Source organism: Pantoea sp. Ft-CA_14 (genome assembly GCF_024520875.1).
In the GTDB taxonomy this organism is placed as follows: Bacteria; Pseudomonadota; Gammaproteobacteria; order Enterobacterales; family Enterobacteriaceae; genus Pantoea; species Pantoea agglomerans.
Map to the genome: position 1 here is coordinate 114933 of NZ_JALNPM010000010.1, position 19454 is coordinate 134386.

A 19454-nucleotide genomic window follows, 5' to 3' on the forward strand; every position below is an offset into this window, starting at 1 on the left:
GGGCCGCAACAGCGGGGATTACGAGGCGCGTTGGTTGACGTTAATTTCCTGCGTGCGCGGGCTCTGGAAGCGACGATTATCAATCGCATTCTGACGATCGGCTACATCCAGGATCTCCTGATTATTCACCAGCTCAGCCAGTGTAATATTGTTCAGGAAGTCACTGATACGCACGCTCAGATCGCGCCACAGCACGTGAGTCAGGCAACGCTCGCCGCCCTGGCAGCCTTCTTTACCCTGACATTTGGTGGCATCAACAGACTCATCAACGGCGGTGATCACTTCACCGACAGAGATGGTATTAGACGCTTTGCCCAACAGATAACCGCCGCCCGGACCACGTACGCTGGACACCAGCTCATTTTTACGCAATCGGGAGAATAACTGCTCCAGATAGGAGAGCGAAATGCCCTGACGCTCTGAAATATCAGCCAGCGGGACCGGACCTTCATGGGAGTGAAGGGCAACGTCCAGCATTGCAGTAACGGCATAACGTCCTTTGGATGTCAGTCTCATAGCGTACGACCTCAATAGCGTCCGGTTATCGGAGGATTAGCAACAGATGCTCTGAAGTCTGCCATTCCCGAGTAAATTGGTCAACTATTTAACCTGGTAAATTAGTCAGGTATTTAACCTGGTAATTCACTCAACTATTATCTGCTTCTTTTTTATCGTTTTTTCGCTTTTCAAACGACGAAAGCATGCCGCGCAGGATGTTCAGTTCATCGCGTTCCGGGCGGGCACGGGTGTAAAGACGACGCAGTTTGCTCATCACCTGGCCAGGATTGGCTTCACGGATAAAGCCGCTGTTCAGCATCATCTGTTCCATATGCTGATAGAAGCGCTCCAGGTCATCCACCAGCGGATAAGGTGACTCTTCATACTGTGGCGGCGGGCTGGCCTGCTCCTGCGCCTGTAACCATGCCATGCGCACTTCATAGGCGATAATCTGTACGGCCATCGCCAGATTCAGCGAGCTGTATTCCGGGTTTGCCTGAATTGCGACGTGATAGTGGCACTTCTGCAACTCGTCATTGGTCAGGCCGACACGTTCACGACCAAAAACCAACGCAACCGGTGCCTGCTGGCCCTCTTCCACGCTTTTCACGCCACATTCGCGCGCATCCAGCATCGGCCAGGGCAGCGAGCGGGAACGTGCGCTGGTGCCGACCACCAGACTGCATCCGGCAATGGCCTCATCCAGCGAGTCGACAATTTTTGCGTCGCCGATAACGTCGCTGGCACCGGCCGCGAGTGAGATAGCCTGTGAGTCAGGCTTGACCAGCGGGTTAACCAGATAGAGGTTGGTTAAGCCCATGGTTTTCATGGCGCGCGCAACGGAGCCCATGTTACCGGTGTGAGAAGTCTCGACCAGCACGATACGAATATTTTGCAACATGATTAGGGATACTCAGAAACGGGTCAGTAAAATCAGTAGAGAGAATATTAACATAAAGCAGGACATTTACCGAACACGCTGCTATACTCCGCGCCGTTTTCCCCGTTCTTTAACATCCAGCGAGAGATACCGATGCATCCAATGCTCAACATTGCCGTGCGCGCAGCGCGCAAGGCCGGAAATTTAATTGCCAAATATTATGAAACCCCGGACGCCGTCGAAGCCAGCCAGAAAGGCAGCAACGACTTCGTAACGAATGTTGACCGCGAAGCAGAACGCCTGATTATCGAAATTATTCGTAAATCTTACCCGAAACATACCATCATCACTGAAGAAAGCGGTGAACTGGCGGGCGAAGATCAGGATGTTCAATGGGTTATCGATCCGCTGGATGGCACCTCAAACTTCATCAAACGTTTACCCCACTTTGCTGTTTCTATCGCTGTGCGCATTAAAGGCCGCACTGAAGTCGCCGTCGTTTACGATCCAATGCGCAATGAACTCTTCACCTCTTCACGCGGTCAGGGCGCTCAGCTGAATGGCTATCGTCTGCGTGGCAGCACGGCCCGCGATCTGGATGGCACCGTTCTGGCGACCGGCTTCCCGTTCAAAATGAAGCAGCACGCGCCGGCTTACATGAATATCATGACCAAACTCTTTACCCAGTGTGCTGACTTCCGCCGCACCGGTTCTGCTGCGCTGGATCTGGCCTATGTGGCTGCCGGTCGCGTAGATGGCTATTTTGAGATTGGCCTGAAGCCGTGGGATTTTGCGGCGGGTGAACTGCTGGTCCGTGAAGCGGGCGGTCTGGTGACCGACTTCACCGGCAACCATGGCTATCTGCTGTCAGGTAACCTGGTCGCGGGTAACCCACGTGTGGTGAAATCGATGCTGTCGAACATGCGTGATGAGCTGAGCGAAGCGTTAAAACGCTAAGTCTCAGTACAGAAAAAGGCGGCTTCTCAGCCGCCTTTTTTATTGCCTGTTACTCAGTGATGATTAACGACGTTCGTGTGACAGCACCTGACGAGGCTGAGTACGACGACCTACCATACCCATCACGCCTGCCAGCACCGCTTCGATGATCAGCAGAATCAGGGCATACCAGCTCGCTTTCGCAGTCGCGGCAGCGGCTTTTTCACCGGCTTCACGCGCTTTCTGTTCAGCCTGCTGTTTCAGTTCCTGATACTTCTGAACCGCCTGCTGATAGCTCTGCTCGGTTTTGGCCACGATCTGATCCACTTCCTGATCGCTTTTGCCGGTGCGCGCTTTGATAATATTTTTCAGCGCATCACGATCGGCTGCCTGCAGGGTATCGGAATGACGATCCATCACCCCTTTTAACCAGTTAGCCAGATCAGTATCCGCTGTCTGTGGATGGTTTGCGGTGTTGTTAGCCTGGTTTTCAGCATTCTGCGCTTCTTTATTTGCATCCTGCTTTAAGTTCTCTGGCTGTAATTCCGGTTTCCCGGTCTGGCGTAAAGTCGTTTCCAGTTCGTTCTGCAGGTTATCTAAATTAATATTACTCTCCTGCAGTTTGTCTTTTGCCATTTGGGTAACGGATGGCGCAGCGGCCGAAATACCACTACCCAGCGCCTGGAAGCCTGAGCCCACAATATTCATCGCGCCGCCTAATACACTGGTCGCCAGCGCAATAGCCAGGTAAATAGTGAAAATTGTGCTAAGGCCAAACATCAGTAAACCGTGCAGTGCGCCTTCGCGCTGAGCCAGTCGGCCTGCAACATAACTACCTGCAGCCATCGCGACCAGCATTTCAATGGCAGTCCAGACCAGCGCGCCTGTGCCCAGGCCGTCGAGTGGATTCTGTTCTTTCATCGGATCAATGGTTGTTGCACCAATGGCGGTTCCCAGCAGCGTCAGAATAATGTGAACGATCAATGCACAAATGACACCGGCAAACACGGCGCTCCAGGAAATACGTTTTAACGGCAATCCAGCCGGCCCGGTCGCCAGCGTTTCGGTGTAGCCATTATTAATACGGGTATCAGCCATGAAATATACTCCTCGCAATAAACAGAAAGCGGTCTTGATCTTTTATCATCCCGACGGCGGAATGCCGTTTTGGTATTATCAGCGTAGACAGGGAATAGTCATTTCACCACTAAACCAGCCAGAGAAAAAAATAAAGAGATGAATTCAGAGATAATTAACGAAGAGAAGAGCGCAGCGGCAATTTTATTTCCGCTGCGCTTTTATTCAGAAGGGTCGAATTCCGCCACCCAGCGTCATCTGCGCTGACTGCCATAGCGCGATACCCGCTACGATTAAAATCAGGCTGCCGGTTAAGGCCAGCGCGGGGATCAGCAGTCGCGTCATGCCTGCGGTAACGCCAGGCTGTGCCAGCCGTTGTGCCACCGTGCGCGCCTGCTGAACCAGCAGGCCAATCGCCGAAATGGTCAGTGCCGTGCCCAGCGCCATCACCGCAGCAGAGATCACCCCCCAGCCATAGACACCAATCACTTTGGCAAACAGCAGCATCATAATCGCGCCGGAACAGGGACGTAATCCCATCGACACCACCACCAGCAGCTGGGTTTTCACGCTGAGATTGCCGCTCATCTGCTGCGGTGTCGGAAGATGTGCGTGTCCGCATCCGCACTGATCGTCATGCTGATGGTGAGGTTTGAAGGTGCGAAATACCGGGGCCGGACGCGGACGCAATGTCCGCCACAACGAACGCAGCGCCCGATAACCGATCATCACGCCCAGCCCGATCACCAACAGATAACTGCCCTTCTCCAGCCAGAAACTGCTGAGATGCAGCTGTCGCGATGACGTTTTCAGCAGCAACAGCATCACCGTCACCAGGACAATCGCCACCGAACCCTGCAGCAGTGAGGCGAGCAGCGTCAGCCTGATACTGGTTTTCACTCTGGTGGGATGGGTCGCCAGAAAGGTCGCGATCACCACTTTGCCATGGCCCGGTCCCAGCGCGTGCAGTACGCCATACAGCAGGCTGAATATCACCAGCGAAATGCCTGCCTGGTGGGGCTGCTCCGCAACCTGCTGTAGCAGCTGAGTCATCTGCCGATGCAGATCTTTCTGCCACAGTACGCTCTGCATCAGAATCTGCGACCAGTAGAGCCAGACCAGCAACGCGCTGCTCAGCAGCACGCCCGCCATCAGCCACAGCGGCCAGAGGCGGGAAGCCCGTAACGGTGGGGAGATTACTGACATGTCAGTATCACCGTCTGGGCAAACTGGCGGCCTAAATCCATCTCCTCTGCAGGCGCGTCGGCTTTATCCAGCGACAGCGCATACTGCTTCAGTGAATCATTGGGCTTTGGCGTGTTCAGCGCGAACTTGCAGCGCGCCTGCAGCGCCGTCGGCAGCGTTAACGCACCAGGATTGTCATAGAACATATCGACGAAATAGGTGGGATCAAAAGTCAGGATCTCAAAGCGCTGCCCAGTCAGCTTCGGGGGTTCCGCCAGCGGCAGAATAAATTCCAGCACCGCTTTATGGCCGTTACGTGACAGGTTGTATTCGGTTGGCAGATTCAAAAACTTTACCCGCTGTTGGTTGTGCCAGATTTCAGAAAAGTAGTGCTGGCCCAGCACGTTCGCCATCACGCCTGCCGCCAGCTTCTTCCACACCACGCTGCCTGGTTTCGCCTCGCCCGCGTCGTAAAGCAGATCGGCGGAGGTAATCTCATCCATGGTCCAGGTCATCTTTAATCCGGTAAAGGTGTCATCCTGCGCCACCAGTTCGGTTTTCATATCGATGAAGCTGTGAGGATGTGCCATTACAGCCGGACTTAATACCATCAAGAGGGCAAAGAGTGTGCGTTTCATAATGTTATAAAGTAACGTTCCCGATGAAAAGAATCTATAAGTAACAAAATTTTGTGACCCGCCTTAAACCTCCAGCAAATAAACCGCGTAAACCGCGCAGGCGCTGACGGGGTTGACTATTCTTAGCTCAAAATAGCCTGCTGGAAACCTGATTGATGAGTTCTGCTACCCCTTTGGCACCACTCTTCACCCGCTCACAGCGTCAGTGCCATCTTTTATTGCTGCTGTTTCTGCCGACACCCGTGCTTACGCTTGAAAAAGTCTGCCAGCTGAATGGCGTCGATCCTGCTGTTGCCCGACAGGATATCGCGGATGTGGGCCTTGAGATACAGCGATATCACCAGCTGGAATTGCATCAGATGGTGGATGGCAGCTTTCGTCTTCATGGCACAGAGTTGGATCGGCGCCTCTGTCTGCTGCACAACCTGCGACGCAGTTTGCGTTTATCGCAGGATTTCGTCTGCGACCATTTTGCAGCTCCCCTGCGTCAGCGCCTGAAGGTGATGAAGATTGAGAAGGCGCTGTGGGATGAGACCAATTTACAGGCGCTGATCCAGCACTGTAGCCTGCGTCTGAAGCGCGATTTCAGCGAACGCGACCGGCTTTTTCTGCAGATTTTCATGAAATATGGATTGTGCCAGCGCCAGCCGGTGCTGTTCAGTGAAGCGCAGTGTCACTGGCTGCAGCAGAAGGCTGAGCGGCAGGCTGCCGAGGATGTGATTCACCACTGGCGCAAACGCTGCCACCTTGCGCCGCCCGTCAGTGAAACCGACTTCTGGACACTGCTGTTCAGCCAGATACATACGCCTGTCGTGGATGCGATTGCCCATCCTGCTGAGCAGCAGTTAATGGCTGCGACCCAGCAGTTAATTAATGACTTTGAACGGTGTGCCGACATCACTTTTGCTGATCGCGACGAGCTGCTTAACCAGCTCTATCCTCATCTGGCGCAGGCGCTGGATCGCACCCACTTCACTATCGGCATCGACAACAGCGTGGCGCTGGATGTCAGCCGCCTCTATCCCCGCCTGTTGCGCACCACTCAGCAGGCGCTGCAGGCGTTTGAGCAGCAATACGGGATTGCGTTCAGCCCGGAAGAGGTGAGCTTAATCACCGTTATTTTTGGTGCCTGGCTGATGCAGGAGAATGCATTGCAGGAGAAGCAGGTGCTAATTCTGACGGGTGACGATACCGATCTGGAGCAGGATGTGGAGCAGCAGATCCGGGAGATCACGCTGCTGCCAATCAATATTACCTATCAGGACGTGAAACAGTTTCAGCGGGATGGCGCACCGCGGGATGTGGACATCATCATTTCGCCCTACCCCACCTCGCTGCCACTCTTCTCTCCGCCGCTGGTGCATGCGGAACTGCCGCTGACGTTACACCATCAGCAGCGGATTCGTTATTTACTGGAGTCGTAGCCGGGACGCAGAAATAGCGCGGGCAGTGCCACCAGTGCCATCACCCAGAACAGATGCCCCTGCAGATGAGCGAACAGCACGCCGCAGATCATGGTCATTATCGCAATGCCACCCCCCATCGCCAGCGCGGAATAGAGCGACTGCAGACGGATCACTTCCGCTCCCTGACGCGCCGCAATAAAACGCATCGCCGCCAGATGACAGACGGTGAAGCTGCCACAGTGGAGGATTTGCGCCACAATCAGCAGCGGCAGCGCGGTAGTGGCGCCCATCAGACTCCAGCGGATCAACGCACAAATGCCCGAAAGCAGCAGCAGATCGCGCGCGCTCCAGCGGCGGAACAACCGGTTGCTCAGGGCAAACACGACGATTTCGGCCACCACGCCCAGCGACCAGAGATAACCCACCGTGGAGGCGGAGTAGCCACTCTCCTGCCACCAGATAGCACTGAAGCCGTAATAGGCGGCGTGCGCACCCTGCAGCAGTGTTACGCAGAGCATAAATCGCCATACCGCATTCTCACGCAGCAATGCACGCCACACCTGCCAGCCGCCGCCCGCCGCGCCCTGCCGTTCATTACCCTGTGGCTGGGTGGCGGGTGTCAGCATCATACCTGCCAGCATAGAGATGACGCCGACGGAGAGCAGCAGCAAAATGGCGTTTGAAGAGTAAGCACTGACTAGCACGCCGGTTAACGCTGAGCTGATCACAAAGGCCAGCGATCCCCACAGCCTGACCGGCCCATACGCCAGCCCTATCTGCTGTGTCCAGGTGGCGGCCAGCGCATCGCTAAGCGGGACCAGCGGCGAGAAAAAGAGGTTAAAGCCGATCATGACCGTCAGCAGCCACATCCACTGCTCACCCACCCAGAAACCGGCAGCGAACAGGCAGGTCATCAGCGCCAGCAGACGCAGCGCCGTAATCAACCGTGAAGGATTTTTGACCTGAGAGGCGATAAGCAGACTGCCGACAAAGCGTGCCACCATGCCACAGCCGAGCAACAGGCCAATCTTTTCAGCATCGAGACCGGTGCCTTTCAGCCACACGCCCCAGAATGGCAGATAGATGCCGTAACAGAAGAAGTAAGTGAAGTAGCCCAATCCGAGCCATCTGGCGGAGCCGATTGCCATATTCCCTCCAGCAAGAGTGCTGCCTGGCAGCATGAGTGGGCGCTACTCTGGCAGAGCGCCGCAGGACAGGCAATAAAAAAGGATGGCTGATGCCATCCTTTGTATGCTGTCTCACAACAGGTTAACGATTAAGCGTAGACCGGCAGACGGCTGCAGATTTCCAGCACTTTCTTTTTGGTGCGCTCAATGGTCGCTTCGTCATTGACGTTATCCAGCACATCCGCGATCCAGCCAGCCAGCTCACGCACGTCTGCTTCGTTGAAGCCACGACGGGTAACAGCTGGTGTACCGATACGGATACCGGAAGTGACAAACGGGCTTTTCGGATCGTTAGGCACGCTGTTTTTGTTAACCGTGATGTTGGCACGGCCCAGCGCCGCATCCGCTTCTTTACCGGTCAGGTTTTTGCTCACCAGATCGATCAGGAACAGATGGTTATAGGTGCCACCAGAAACGATGTCATAGCCACGCTCAATCAGCACCTCAACCATCGCTTTGGCATTTTTTGCCACCTGCTGCTGGTAGGTTTTGAATTCCGGCTCCATCGCCTCTTTGAACGCAACCGCTTTACCAGCGATAACGTGCATCAGAGGACCGCCCTGACCGCCAGGGAAGACAGCAGAGTTCAGTTTCTTATAGAAATCTTCGTCGCCGTTTTTCGCCAGAATGATACCACCGCGCGGACCCGCCAGCGTTTTGTGAGTGGTAGAGGTCACGATGTGCGCATGCGGGATCGGACTCGGGTAAACGTCTGCAGCAATCAGGCCGGCAACGTGTGCCATGTCCACAAACAGCCATGCACCTACGCTATCCGCGATTTCGCGCATTTTCGCCCAGTCGCAAACGCCGGAGTAAGCTGAGAATCCGCCAACGATCATTTTTGGCTTGTGGGTTTTCGCCAGTTCAGCCAGTTCGTCGTAGTCAATTTTACCGGTCTCATCGATACCGTAAGCCACGACGTTATAGAGTTTGCCCGACAGGTTAACCGGTGAGCCGTGAGTCAGGTGCCCACCGTGCGCCAGGTTCATCCCCAGAATAGTATCGCCCGGCTGCAGCAGCGCGGTGTAAACCGCAAAGTTAGCCTGTGAACCTGAGTGTGGCTGCACGTTAGCGTAATCGGCACCAAACAGTTCTTTTGCACGATCGATCGCCAGCTGCTCAACGATATCAACGTACTCACAGCCGCCGTAGTAGCGTTTGCCCGGATAGCCTTCAGCGTATTTATTGGTGAGCTGAGAACCTTGTGCCTGCATAACACGCGGGCTGGTGTAGTTTTCAGAAGCAATCAGTTCAATGTGCTCTTCCTGACGCACTGTCTCCTGCTCCATCGCCTGCCACAACTCGGCATCGTAATCGGCAATGTTCATATCACGCTTTAACATCCGGATCTCCTGACTCAGCTAACTTTCTGACGGTATTTACCCCCCTTCAGGGGCGAAGGCCCACAGTGTAAACCGTTTTAACAGGTGAAGGTAGGGTGAACCTCCTCTTTTTACGCAAACGATTGGCTGGCTACTGGCAGGGCTTTTTTACACCTTTTCACCCTGTTCAGACGCCACGATTTTTCTTCAGGATGTGACGGCGGTTTCTCAGGATGCACCAAAAAGTTGCCACTTTGACAACCGGGAAATTTATCGGGTTATTTACACCACAGGCGAGACGGCTATAAGATGCATTTAAAATACATATTTAAATGAGAGGCCGCTTTTATGCTTGATGCACACACTATCGCCACGGTTAAATCGACCCTGCCTGCCATCGCCGCCTGTGGTCCTGCGCTTACCGCACACTTCTATGACCGCATGCTGTCGCACCATCCTGAACTCAAAAATGTTTTCAATATGAACAACCAGCGCAATGGCGATCAGCGTGAAGCGCTGTTCAACGCCATTTGCGCCTATGGCGCGAATCTGGAGAACCTGGCCGTGCTGCTGCCTGCGGTGGAAAAGATTGCACAGAAACATACCAGCCTGAATATTCAGCCTGCGCAATACGCCATCGTCGGTGAAAATCTGCTGGCAACCATTAAAGAGCTGCTGAATCCGGGTGAAGAGGCGCTGGCAGCCTGGGGCCGGGCCTATGGCGTACTGGCAGATGTGTTCATTAATCGCGAAGAGGAGATTTATCAGGCGACGGAGCAGCAAACCGGTGGCTGGCGCGGCACTCGTGCGTTTCGCATCAGTGCTGTTGAGCAGCAGAGCGAGGTGATTAAAAGCTTTACCTTCAGTCCGGTAGATGGCGGCCCGGTAGCGGCCTTTAAACCGGGTCAGTATCTGACGGTGCATCTGCAGCCCGCCAGTTTCGAACATCACCAGATTCGCCAGTACTCGCTTACTCACCTCAGTAATGGCAAAGATTACCGGATTGCGGTGAAACGTGAAGCGCAGGGCACCGTCTCCGGCTGGCTGCATCAGAATGGCAAAGTGGGTGATGAGCTGATGCTGGCCGCACCGCATGGCGACTTCTTCCTTGAGGTCGATGCTGCAACCCCGGTGGCGCTGATATCCGCGGGCGTGGGTCAGACGCCGATGCTGGCCATGCTGCATGCCCTGGCGGCCCGCCAGCACCGCGCGCCGGTCAGCTGGCTGCACGCAGCAGAGAACGGCAAACAGCATGCATTTGGCCCGGAAGTGATAGCAACGGGCGCGCAGCTCACCGATTTCGTCAGTCAGGTCTGGTATCGCGATCCCGCCGCTGAAGATGCCGGTCGCTATGACGCGCAGGGTCTGATGGATATCACCGCGATCTCCGCACGTCTCGCCTCACCCGACACCCACTTCTACCTCTGCGGTCCGCTGCCCTTTATGCAGCATGTGGTGGCGCAACTGCGTGATGCCAGCGTGGCAGATACACGCATTCATTACGAACTTTTCGGCCCGCACAAAGGGATGTAAATCTGGCAGCAACGAATTAGCCTAAAGCGAAGGGAACACGGGCAGAAGAGGAAAGCGTCCCGCGCCAGGACGGCGCGGGCCGAGCGTGCCATGGATGGCGGGTTTTGCGTCTTTCCGATCTGACCGTGTTCCCTGAGCAGGCACGATCGCACAATCATCCGTATCAGGTTCCTCAGGCATAAAGAGCTGATAAAGATATAATCAGATCGCCTCTTCATCCTCTTCGCCAGTACGGATGCGCACCACGCGCGCCACGTCGAAGACAAAGATTTTACCGTCACCGATTTTGCCGGTCTGCGCAGTACGCATAATGGTCTCGACGCAGGTATCAACGATATCGTCGCCCACCACCATCTCGATTTTCACTTTAGGTAAAAAGTCGACCATATACTCTGCGCCGCGGTAAAGCTCGGTGTGCCCTTTCTGGCGGCCAAAACCCTTTACTTCACTCACGGTCATCCCGGTGATGCCGACTTCCGCTAAGGCTTCACGGACATCATCGAGTTTGAATGGTTTGATAATCGCATCAATCTTTTTCATGTCAGACCCTTTTTCACTCCCTCCATGGTCAGAGGGTTTATCAAGTATAAATGTTGCTGGCGCTGTCGGGCGGTAATATCCGGGATTCTTCAGGTTGCCGCAAGCGCTGCCAGATTATGCTGACCGCACCCATTCTGATTCGGGCCTGAGCAGGCAACCTGCCGGTATCACTCCGCAGCCTCCGCTACTCTTTGAAATCACTGGCATCCAGCTCATGACGAGACAGCAGCTTATAGAACTCCGTGCGGTTGCGTCCAGCCAGACGTGCGGCATTGGTTACATTGCCTTTGGTCATCTGCAACAGCTTACGCAGATAGTTCAGCTCAAACTGATTGCGCGCCTCAGCAAAGGTCGGCAAAGCACTATTCTCACCGCTTAACGCCTGCTCCACCAGCGCATCGCTGATGACCGGCGATGAGCTCAGCGCTACACACTGCTCAATAACGTTAACCAGCTGACGCACGTTGCCCGGCCAGCTGGCCGCCATCAACCGCTTCATCGCATCAACGGAAAAACTGCGGATCTGCGGTTTATGCCGTTCCGCCGCCTGACGCAACAGATGATTAGCCAGCAGCGGAATATCTTCAGTGCGCTGATGCAGCGCCGGAATCTTCAGGTTCACCACATTAAGACGATAGAAGAGATCCTCACGAAACTCCTTTTTCTCCATCGCCTTCGGCAGATCGCGATGCGTGGCTGAAATAATGCGCACGTCGATCTCAATATCATGATCGCTGCCCAGCGGCCTGACCTTACGCTCCTGCAATACCCGCAGCAACTTAACCTGTAGCGGTTGCGGCATATCGCCAATCTCATCCAGGAACAGCGTGCCACCACCTGCAGTTTTAAACAGACCATCACGGGCACTGACTGCGCCGGTAAAGGCCCCTTTGGCATGCCCGAACAGCTCTGACTCCAGTAACTGCTCCGGCAGTGCGCCACAGTTAATGGCGACAAAGGGCTTGCCGTTTCGCGGGCTGGCAGCGTGAATCGCCTGTGCCAGCATCTCTTTACCAGTACCGCTCTGCCCGTTAATCAGCACGCTGACGTCCGACTGCGCCACCATGTGCGCCTGCTCCAGCAGCCGCAACATCAGCGGGCTGCGGGTGACGATCGCTTCCCGCCAGCGGTCATCGCTGACCGGCGCCTGCTGAGCCAGTGCTTCATCGATCGCTTTGTAAAGCGCATCTTTATCCACCGGTTTAGTCAGAAAGCTGAAGACGCCCTGCTGCGTGGCAGAAACTGCGTCCGGGATTGAGCCGTGCGCCGTCAGGATAATCACTGGCAGACCGGTGTGGCGTTTCTGGATCTCGCCAAACAGCGCCAGACCATCCATCTCATCCATCCGCAGATCGCTGATCACCAGCTCGATTTTTTCTTTCTGCAGCAGACGCAACGCTTCGGGGCCGCTGGCCGCGGTGGTGACCTGATAACCTTCGCTGCGAAGACGCATGCCCAGCAGCTTCAGCAGGCTGGGATCGTCATCCACCAGCAGCAATTTTGCCGCTTGTCTGACCATTATTGCTCCTCATCCTGCGGCAGCGCAGTGCCATGGCCGCTGTCAGACACATCCGGGGCTTTCCGTGATGAAAGCTGGCGCTCAATGTCAGTAAGCCGCTCCAGCTTATGCTGCGTGTCGCTGAGCTGCTGCTGCTGTTTAACCATCTGCTGGCGTATCGCCTCCAGCTGGGTATCGCTGCTCTGTTGCAGATGAACATAACGGGTGCGCGCTTCACTCAGGTCGAGCTGTGCGGCCTGATTACTGCGCCACAACTGGAGCAGCGGACGCACAGACTGCGGGAAATCGCTGCTGTAGCGATCCAGGGTTTCAACATAACGACGACGCTCCACTGGCGTCACGTTGCCGTTCGACATCAGCACGCCCTGCTTGAAAGCGCGCGACCAGCTCTCAACCGGCCAGCGGTGGGCTTCGGCTCGGGCCTCGGCGGGGGAAAGGCGTTCAGCGCAATCGATCGCCCGCATCCAGTAGAGGGGATTACTCAGTGCCGCACTATTCTCTATCGTCCACAGGTCATTGCAGCGGGTCGCCAGGTAATCAGCCACGCTGACCTCGGGTTCCGCTACCTGATGGCCTGACGGCAGGGATGAGGTGGCCGGGGAGGTCGTACATCCGCTGAGCAGCAGCGTGGTCAGTGTGCTCAACAGCAAAGCGGGTAAATATTTCATCAGTCAGACATTCCCGGCTGTGGTGTTCAGTTCAATTCGAAAACAGACGTCAGCCTGCTCGCAGGAGACCAGCGTCAGGTCGCCATGCATCCGGCGCAGGCAATCTTTGGCAATACTCAATCCCAGCCCGCTGCCTTTTACCGGCCCTTTGCGCTGCTGGCTACCCTGGAAAAAAGGTTCGAAAATCATTGCCTGCTCTTCCGGCGGGATCGGCGTGCCGCTGTTCGCGACATCAATCCAGACCCGATCGCCCTGCTGCTGACTGCGCAGCCAGATGGTACCGGATTCGCTGCCGTAGTTCACGGCGTTCGAATAGAGATTATCGATGACCCGCATCAGTAACATCGGTTCAGCAAGGCAGTAACTGACCTCCAGATTGACAACCGTCTGCATGAGTTTGGCGCGCGCCGAGAGTGCGTGTGCATTCACTACCCCCTCCACAATTTCCGCCACGCTGACCGGTTCCAGCTGGATCGGGCCATCTGCCAGTTTACGGTTGTAATCAAGCAGCTGTTCAATCAGCCGCTGCAGATGACGGCTGCTGCCGTCGAGGATAGTGACCACCTCTTTTTGATCGGCGTTCAGCGACCCAGCTACCTCGTCCGCCAGCAGTTCGGTGCCTTCACGCAGGCTGGCCAGCGGCGTTTTCAGTTCGTGAGAAAGATGACGCAGGAATTCATGGCGCTGCGATTCCAGCCACTGAAGCCGTTCGCTGAGCCAGACGATGCGCTGTCCCAGCGAGCGTAACTCGCGCGGGCCGCGAAATGTCACGCTGTTACCCAGTTCCCGGCCTTCGCCAAGCCGGTTGATCATCCGCTCAATACGCTTGACCGGCCCGATAATCATGCCGGTAAACAGCGTCATCAACGCCAGACTGATGATAAACAGAATCAGCGCCTGCCAGCCAAAAAACTGGCCGCGATCGGCAATTTCGCGCTGCAGCTGAAGGCCGCGCGAAAACACCACTTCGCGCGTGTCCTGCACCATCTGCGCATTGGTGGCAGAAAAACGATCCAGCGCCTCTGCGGCAGGCGTAACCGGATTACCGTTATCGCACTTTAACGGTGTCAGCAGCGGCAACGTCGCCTGTAAAGTCTGGAATGCGGGCAGCTCGGGCAGGCTGGCGCTGTGCGAACTCAGCATCTGGCTGTAGCGGGTGTGCTGGGTCTGATAAAGGCGCGCCAGCGAGGCATCATCCAGCACGCAGTACTGGCGATAGCTGCGCTCCAGCTCAACCGCCGTTCGCGCCATCGCCTCACTTCTGCGTACGTCGGTGAAGGTATTGCGGTTGGTATCCGCTGCCTGTTCGCTTAACGCAGAGAGACTTTCCCACGCCTGCCAGGCCAGCACCAGCAACGGCAGCAGCACCAGTACAAACGCCATCAGCACCAGCTGACGCAGAGAACGGGGAAATAAACGCCATTTTTTCACGCAGCCGCTTCCTTAAGATTTGCTGTCTGGATGCTAACGGACTCTGTCAGCGGAAGAAAGGTGTCGGCGGAAGAAAGGGGAACAAAAGAAAACGGCAGGCTCAATGGCCTGCCGCTGGCACGACGCGTGATGCATCGCGTAAAAATGGGTGGAGCCTTACTCAACGTTACGTCCGGTGTTTGATAACGCAAGCGATTATCGGTCAGTTGGACGGCAGGCTCCGTTTGGTGCGTCATTCGGGCTTTATGAGCTCTTCTCCGCTAAGCGGGGCAATCATAAACAGGTGAATGAGCAGCTGCATGAGTATAGCAAGTTCCATGCCAGAAAATAAATCATTATATTTTTCAGCAGATTGAATAAGCTTGCCGAACAACTTTTGCGCCAAATCTGATTACAGTAAGTGAAAACTGTCTCCGCAGAGCGACATGAAATCGCGCCTGATGGGCGCTCATTAAAAATCAACGAGATAGATGTCGCCATAAAGAGACAGTGCGAGATGCTCATTGTCGCCATTTGCCAACAGAGCCACAAAAAAGAACAGGAGGCACACTGGCCTCCTGCTCTTTTCAGCGGATTAAATTAACCCAGCTGTTTGCGCGCATTGCGGAAAATACGCATCCACGGGCTATCTTCGCCCCACTCTGCCGGATGCCAGGAGTTGCTGACGGTGCGGAACACCCGCTCCGGATGCGGCATCATGATAGTGACGCGACCACTTTCATTGGTCACGGCAGTGATGCCGTTTGGTGAGCCATTCGGGTTAGCCGGATAGGTTTCTGTTACCTTGCCGAAGTTATCGACAAAGCGCAGTGCCACCAGCCCTTTCGACTCCAGCGCCGCCAGATGTGAAGCATCACGCACTTCAACAAAGCCTTCACCGTGCGAAACGGCGATAGGCATATGCGAACCGGCCATGCCGTCCAGCAACAGCGAGGGACTGGCAGCCACTTCTACCAGACTGAAGCGCGCTTCAAAGCGCTCAGACTGGTTACGCACAAAGCGCGGCCAGAGATCGCTGCCTGGGATCAGTTCACGCAGATTAGACATCATCTGGCAGCCGTTGCAGACGCCCAGCGCCAGGGTTTGCGGACGATGGAAGAAGGTTTCGAACTCGTCACGCACGCGCGGATTAAACAGAATCGATTTCGCCCAGCCCTCACCGGCACCCAGCACATCGCCGTAGGAGAAGCCGCCACAGGCGACCAGCGCCTGGAACTCTTCCAGACCGCGACGTCCGGCCAGCAGATCGCTCATATGAACGTCAATGGCGGTGAAACCTGCCCGATCAAAGGCGGCGGCCATCTCTACATGGGAGTTCACGCCCTGCTCACGCAGCACCGCGACCCTTGGACGTGCGCCAGTGGCGATCATCGGGGCAGCAACATCTTCCTGCGGATTAAAGGTCAGATTAACGTTCAGGCCAGGATCGCTGTCGTTTTTCTTCGCTTCATGCTCCTGATCGGCACACGCCGGGTTGTCGCGCAGACGCTGCATCTGCCAGGTGGTTTCCGCCCACCAGGTACGCAACGTGTTGCGGCTTTCACTGTAGACCGCGCTGTCACCAGAACGGATCACAAAGCGATCGCCCGGCTGCGCGCTGCCCAGCAGATGCGTCGAGTCGGCAAGGCCGTGATCCGCCAGGATCTGCTCAACCACGGCGCGATCGGCGGCGTTGATCTGAATCACCGCGCCCAGCTCCTCGGTAAACAGGGAGGCCAGCGCATCGTTACCCAGCGAGGCGATGTCAACGTCGATGCCGCAGTGACCGGCAAACGCCATCTCGGCCAGCGTCACCAGCAGACCACCGTCGGAACGATCGTGATAAGCCAGCAGTTTCTGCTCAGCCACCAGCGCCTGGATGGCATTGAAGAAGCCCGCCAGCTGAGCGGCATCGCGCACGTCGGCAGGTTTGTCGCCAAGCTGACGGTAAACCTGCGACAGCGCGGTTGCGCCCAGCGTATTCGCGCCGTTGCCCAGATCGATCAGCAGCAGCAGGTTATCCTGATCGGCCTGCAGTTGTGGCGTGACGGTGCGACGGACATCTTCGACGCGGGCAAAAGCGGTAATCACCAGCGACAGCGGTGAGGTCATTTCGCGCTGTTCGCTGCCTTCCTGCCAGCGTGTTTTCATCGACATCGAATCTTTACCGACCGGGATGGTGATCCCCAGCGCCGGGCAAAGCTCTTCGCCGACCGCTTTCACCGCCGCATATAAACCGGCATCTTCACCCGGATGACCGGCTGCGGACATCCAGTTTGCAGAAAGCTTCACACGCTTCAGCGAACCAATATGGGTAGCCGCCAGGTTGGTCAGTGCTTCACCGACGGCCAGACGACCCGAGGCCGCGAAGTCCAGCAGCGCAACCGGTGAACGTTCGCCCAGGGCAAACGCTTCGCCGTGATAGCTGTCGAGGCTGGCGGTAGTCACTGCACAGTTGGCAACCGGGATCTGCCACGGTCCCACCATCTGGTCGCGCGCAACCATGCCGGTCACGCTGCGGTCACCGATGGTGATCAGGAAGGTTTTTTCCGCCACGGCAGGCAGATGCAGCACGCGGTTTACCGCATCGACCAGCGTAATGCCGTCACGCTGCAGGGCAGTGCCCTGCGTCTGCTGCGTCACCACATCCCGCGTCATCTTCGGCGTTTTGCCCAGCAGGACATCAAGCGGCATATCGATCGGCTTATTACCGAAATGACTATCTTCCAGGCTCAGGTGCAGCTCTTCGGTGGCTTCACCAATGACCGCGAACGGTGCGCGTTCGCGCTGGCAAATTGCCTCAAACTGCGCCAGCTGATCGGGTGCCACTGCCATCACATAACGTTCCTGTGATTCGTTACACCAGACCTCCAGCGGACTCATGCCTGGCTCATCACTCAGGATGTCACGCAGGTTAAACCGGCCGCCACGACCGCCATCGCTGACCAGCTCCGGCATCGCATTGGAGAGACCGCCAGCGCCCACGTCGTGGATAAACAGAATCGGGTTCTCATCGCCCAGCTGCCAGCAGCGGTCGATCACTTCCTGACAACGGCGCTCCATCTCCGGGTTATCACGCTGTACCGAGGCAAAGTCGAGGTCGGCATCAGACTGACCCGAGGCCATCGATGACGCCGCGCCGCCGCCCAGGCCGATGTTCATTGCCGGACCGCCCAGCACCACCAGCTTCGCGCCTACGGTGATTTCACCTTTCTGCACGTGATCGGCACGGATATTCCCGATGCCGCCCGCCAGCATAATCGGCTTATGGTAGCCACGGAGCTCAGTGCCGTTGTGGCTGGTGACCTGCTCTTCATAGGTACGGAAGTAACCATTCAGAGCCGGACGACCAAATTCATTGTTAAATGCAGCGCCGCCCAGCGGGCCATCGGTCATAATTTCCAGCGCGCTGACGATGCGGGCCGGTTTGCCGAAGTCCTCTTCCCACGGCTGTTCAAAGCCTGGGATACGCAGGTTCGATACGGAAAAACCGACGAGGCCCGCTTTTGGCTTCGAACCCCTTCCGGTTGCGCCTTCATCACGAATTTCACCACCGGAACCGGTCGCAGCACCAGGCCACGGCGAGATGGCCGTTGGGTGGTTATGGGTTTCCACCTTCATCAGGATGTGTGCGGCTTCCTGATGCCAGCGGTATTCGCTCTCTCCGGCGTCAGCAAAGAAGCGGCCAACCTCTGAGCCTTCCATCACGGCGGCGTTATCTTTGTAAGCAGAGAGAACGTAGTCCGGCGTCTGCTCCATGGTGTTTTTGATCATCTTAAACAGCGACTTTGGCTGTTTCTCGCCGTCGATAATCCAGTCGGCGTTGAAGATCTTGTGACGACAGTGCTCAGAGTTCGCCTGCGCAAACATGTAGAGTTCAATGTCGTTGGGATTGCGGCCCAGTGCGGTAAACGCCGCCACCAGGTAGTCGATTTCATCGTCGGCCAGCGCCAGACCCAGTGAGATATTCGCCTGAACCAGCGCCTGACGGCCCTCACCCAGCAGATCGACACTTTTCACCGGCTGTGGCGTATGGTGCGCGAACAGCTGTTCAGCCTGCGTCAGATCGCCGAAGACCGTTTCCATCATCCGATCGTGCAGCAGTGTGCCCAGCGTTTGCCACTGCGCTTCCGTCAGTTGTGGGGCCTGTACATAAAAGGCCAGGCCGCGCTCCAGGCGACGGACCTGCGGCAGTCCGCAGTTGTGGGCAATGTCAGTGGCTTTGGATGACCAGGGCGAAATGGTGCCGGGACGAGGCGTCACCAGCAACAGACGCCCCTGTGGGGCATGTTCAGCGAGAGAGGGACCATATTTCAGCAGGCGCTGCAGACGGCTCTGTTCGTCAGCGCTTAAGGGCGTGCTGACATCAGCAAAATGGATGTACTCAGCGTAAATATCACTCACCGGCAGATGAGCGTCCTGAAAGCGGGTCAGCAGTTTGTTTACACGAAATGCCGACAGGGCGGGCGAACCACGCAGAATTTCCATTAATAAATCTCTCGTCAGGGCGCCGGGCGACGCTTCATTGGGCGCAACAGGGAAAACGGGGCGTATTATAGAGAAAGCGACCTCGCGACGAAACCGTTTGCGCACAATTTTTGGCGACCCGGATTTGCCTGAATTTTGCGCAAAAGCTGCTATAAAAGTTGCTCAGC

General features: G+C 56.2%; 15 protein-coding genes. 3 read left to right on the forward strand and 12 right to left on the reverse strand.

All coding sequences use genetic code 11. The features are described 5' to 3' along the window. Nucleotides 1-18: 18 nt before the first annotated feature. Nucleotides 19-516, reverse strand: a complete 498-nt coding sequence (gene iscR / locus NR195_RS15695) for a Fe-S cluster assembly transcriptional regulator IscR (protein ID WP_010257591.1) — start codon at nt 514-516, stop codon at nt 19-21. 130 nt (nt 517-646) lie between these two features. After that, entirely contained in the window at nt 647-1399 is a 753-nt protein-coding gene (trmJ, locus tag NR195_RS15700) for a tRNA (cytosine(32)/uridine(32)-2'-O)-methyltransferase TrmJ (RefSeq protein ID WP_010257594.1), read from the reverse strand. 132 nt (nt 1400-1531) lie between these two features. Here trmJ and suhB point away from each other — a divergent pair, with 132 nt between their 5' ends. Next, nucleotides 1532-2335: an inositol-1-monophosphatase gene (suhB, locus tag NR195_RS15705; protein WP_008926709.1), complete on the forward strand. Its 804-nt coding sequence runs from the start codon at nt 1532-1534 to the stop codon at nt 2333-2335. 63 nt (nt 2336-2398) lie between these two features. Here the strand turns inward: suhB and NR195_RS15710 are convergent, their stop codons facing one another. The 3 genes from NR195_RS15710 to NR195_RS15720 form a co-directional block, all read right to left on the reverse strand. Beyond that, nucleotides 2399-3412, reverse strand: coding sequence for a TIGR04086 family membrane protein (locus NR195_RS15710; protein ID WP_010257601.1), 1014 nt, complete (start codon nt 3410-3412; stop codon nt 2399-2401). Between the two features lie 204 nt (nt 3413-3616). Continuing rightward, nucleotides 3617-4597, reverse strand: coding sequence for a nickel/cobalt transporter (locus tag NR195_RS15715; RefSeq protein WP_256844701.1), 981 nt, complete (start codon nt 4595-4597; stop codon nt 3617-3619). Beyond that, nucleotides 4588-5214, reverse strand: a complete 627-nt coding sequence (locus tag NR195_RS15720; protein ID WP_010257608.1) for a DUF1007 family protein — start codon at nt 5212-5214, stop codon at nt 4588-4590. Before NR195_RS15720 ends, NR195_RS15715 begins: the two co-directional genes overlap by 10 nt. A gap of 155 nt (nt 5215-5369) precedes the next feature. Between NR195_RS15720 and csiE the strand changes: the two genes are divergently transcribed. Further along, on the forward strand, nt 5370-6638 hold the full coding sequence (gene csiE / locus NR195_RS15725; RefSeq protein WP_010671313.1) for a stationary phase inducible protein CsiE: 1269 nt from the start codon (nt 5370-5372) through the stop codon (nt 6636-6638). On the opposite strand, the gene NR195_RS15730 is transcribed toward csiE, so the two are convergent. Then, entirely contained in the window at nt 6620-7768 is a 1149-nt protein-coding gene (locus NR195_RS15730) for a 3-phenylpropionate MFS transporter (RefSeq protein WP_022624118.1), read from the reverse strand. The genes csiE and NR195_RS15730 overlap by 19 nt on opposite strands. A 128-nt stretch (nt 7769-7896) precedes the next feature. Further along, nucleotides 7897-9150: a serine hydroxymethyltransferase gene (glyA, locus tag NR195_RS15735; protein ID WP_010257616.1), complete on the reverse strand. Its 1254-nt coding sequence runs from the start codon at nt 9148-9150 to the stop codon at nt 7897-7899. Nucleotides 9151-9477: 327 nt separating this feature from the next. On the opposite strand from glyA, the gene hmpA reads away from it, so the two are divergent. Continuing rightward, nucleotides 9478-10662, forward strand: a complete 1185-nt coding sequence (gene hmpA / locus NR195_RS15740) for an NO-inducible flavohemoprotein (RefSeq protein ID WP_124890208.1) — start codon at nt 9478-9480, stop codon at nt 10660-10662. Nucleotides 10663-10863: 201 nt separating this feature from the next. On the opposite strand, the gene glnB is transcribed toward hmpA, so the two are convergent. The 5 genes from glnB to purL form a co-directional block, all read right to left on the reverse strand. Next, nucleotides 10864-11202 carry a nitrogen regulatory protein P-II gene (gene glnB / locus NR195_RS15745; RefSeq protein ID WP_003848647.1) on the reverse strand — a complete coding sequence of 113 codons (339 nt, stop codon included), beginning with the start codon at nt 11200-11202 and terminating at the stop codon, nt 10864-10866. Nucleotides 11203-11386: 184 nt separating this feature from the next. Further along, nucleotides 11387-12721, reverse strand: a complete 1335-nt coding sequence (gene glrR, locus NR195_RS15750) for a two-component system response regulator GlrR (protein ID WP_010257627.1) — start codon at nt 12719-12721, stop codon at nt 11387-11389. After that, the gene (qseG, locus tag NR195_RS15755) at nt 12721-13389 is read right to left on the reverse strand and encodes a two-component system QseEF-associated lipoprotein QseG (protein ID WP_033772428.1); all 669 of its coding nucleotides are present in this window, start codon (nt 13387-13389) and stop codon (nt 12721-12723) included. The genes glrR and qseG overlap by 1 nt, the downstream gene beginning before the upstream one ends. A gap of 3 nt (nt 13390-13392) precedes the next feature. Beyond that, nucleotides 13393-14820 carry a HAMP domain-containing sensor histidine kinase gene (locus NR195_RS15760; RefSeq protein ID WP_022624115.1) on the reverse strand — a complete coding sequence of 476 codons (1428 nt, stop codon included), beginning with the start codon at nt 14818-14820 and terminating at the stop codon, nt 13393-13395. A 579-nt stretch (nt 14821-15399) separates the two neighbouring features. After that, entirely contained in the window at nt 15400-19287 is a 3888-nt protein-coding gene (gene purL, locus NR195_RS15765; RefSeq protein ID WP_256844702.1) for a phosphoribosylformylglycinamidine synthase, read from the reverse strand. Nucleotides 19288-19454 lie beyond the last annotated feature (167 nt).

Bases quoted from the DNA above. Each gene is read 5' to 3' on its own strand.
- iscR (WP_010257591.1), bottom strand. From the start codon at position 516: ATGAGACTGACATCCAAAGGACGTTATGCCGTTACTGCAATGCTGGAC.
- trmJ (WP_010257594.1), bottom strand. From the start codon at position 1,399: ATGTTGCAAAATATTCGTATCGTGCTGGTCGAGACTTCTCACACCGGT.
- suhB (WP_008926709.1), top strand. From the start codon at position 1,532: ATGCATCCAATGCTCAACATTGCCGTGCGCGCAGCGCGCAAGGCCGGA.
- NR195_RS15710 (WP_010257601.1), bottom strand. From the start codon at position 3,412: ATGGCTGATACCCGTATTAATAATGGCTACACCGAAACGCTGGCGACC.
- NR195_RS15715 (WP_256844701.1), bottom strand. From the start codon at position 4,597: ATGTCAGTAATCTCCCCACCGTTACGGGCTTCCCGCCTCTGGCCGCTG.
- NR195_RS15720 (WP_010257608.1), bottom strand. From the start codon at position 5,214: ATGAAACGCACACTCTTTGCCCTCTTGATGGTATTAAGTCCGGCTGTA.
- csiE (WP_010671313.1), top strand. From the start codon at position 5,370: ATGAGTTCTGCTACCCCTTTGGCACCACTCTTCACCCGCTCACAGCGT.
- NR195_RS15730 (WP_022624118.1), bottom strand. From the start codon at position 7,768: ATGGCAATCGGCTCCGCCAGATGGCTCGGATTGGGCTACTTCACTTAC.
- glyA (WP_010257616.1), bottom strand. From the start codon at position 9,150: ATGTTAAAGCGTGATATGAACATTGCCGATTACGATGCCGAGTTGTGG.
- hmpA (WP_124890208.1), top strand. From the start codon at position 9,478: ATGCTTGATGCACACACTATCGCCACGGTTAAATCGACCCTGCCTGCC.
- glnB (WP_003848647.1), bottom strand. From the start codon at position 11,202: ATGAAAAAGATTGATGCGATTATCAAACCATTCAAACTCGATGATGTC.
- glrR (WP_010257627.1), bottom strand. From the start codon at position 12,721: ATGGTCAGACAAGCGGCAAAATTGCTGCTGGTGGATGACGATCCCAGC.
- qseG (WP_033772428.1), bottom strand. From the start codon at position 13,389: ATGAAATATTTACCCGCTTTGCTGTTGAGCACACTGACCACGCTGCTG.
- purL (WP_256844702.1), bottom strand. From the start codon at position 19,287: ATGGAAATTCTGCGTGGTTCGCCCGCCCTGTCGGCATTTCGTGTAAAC.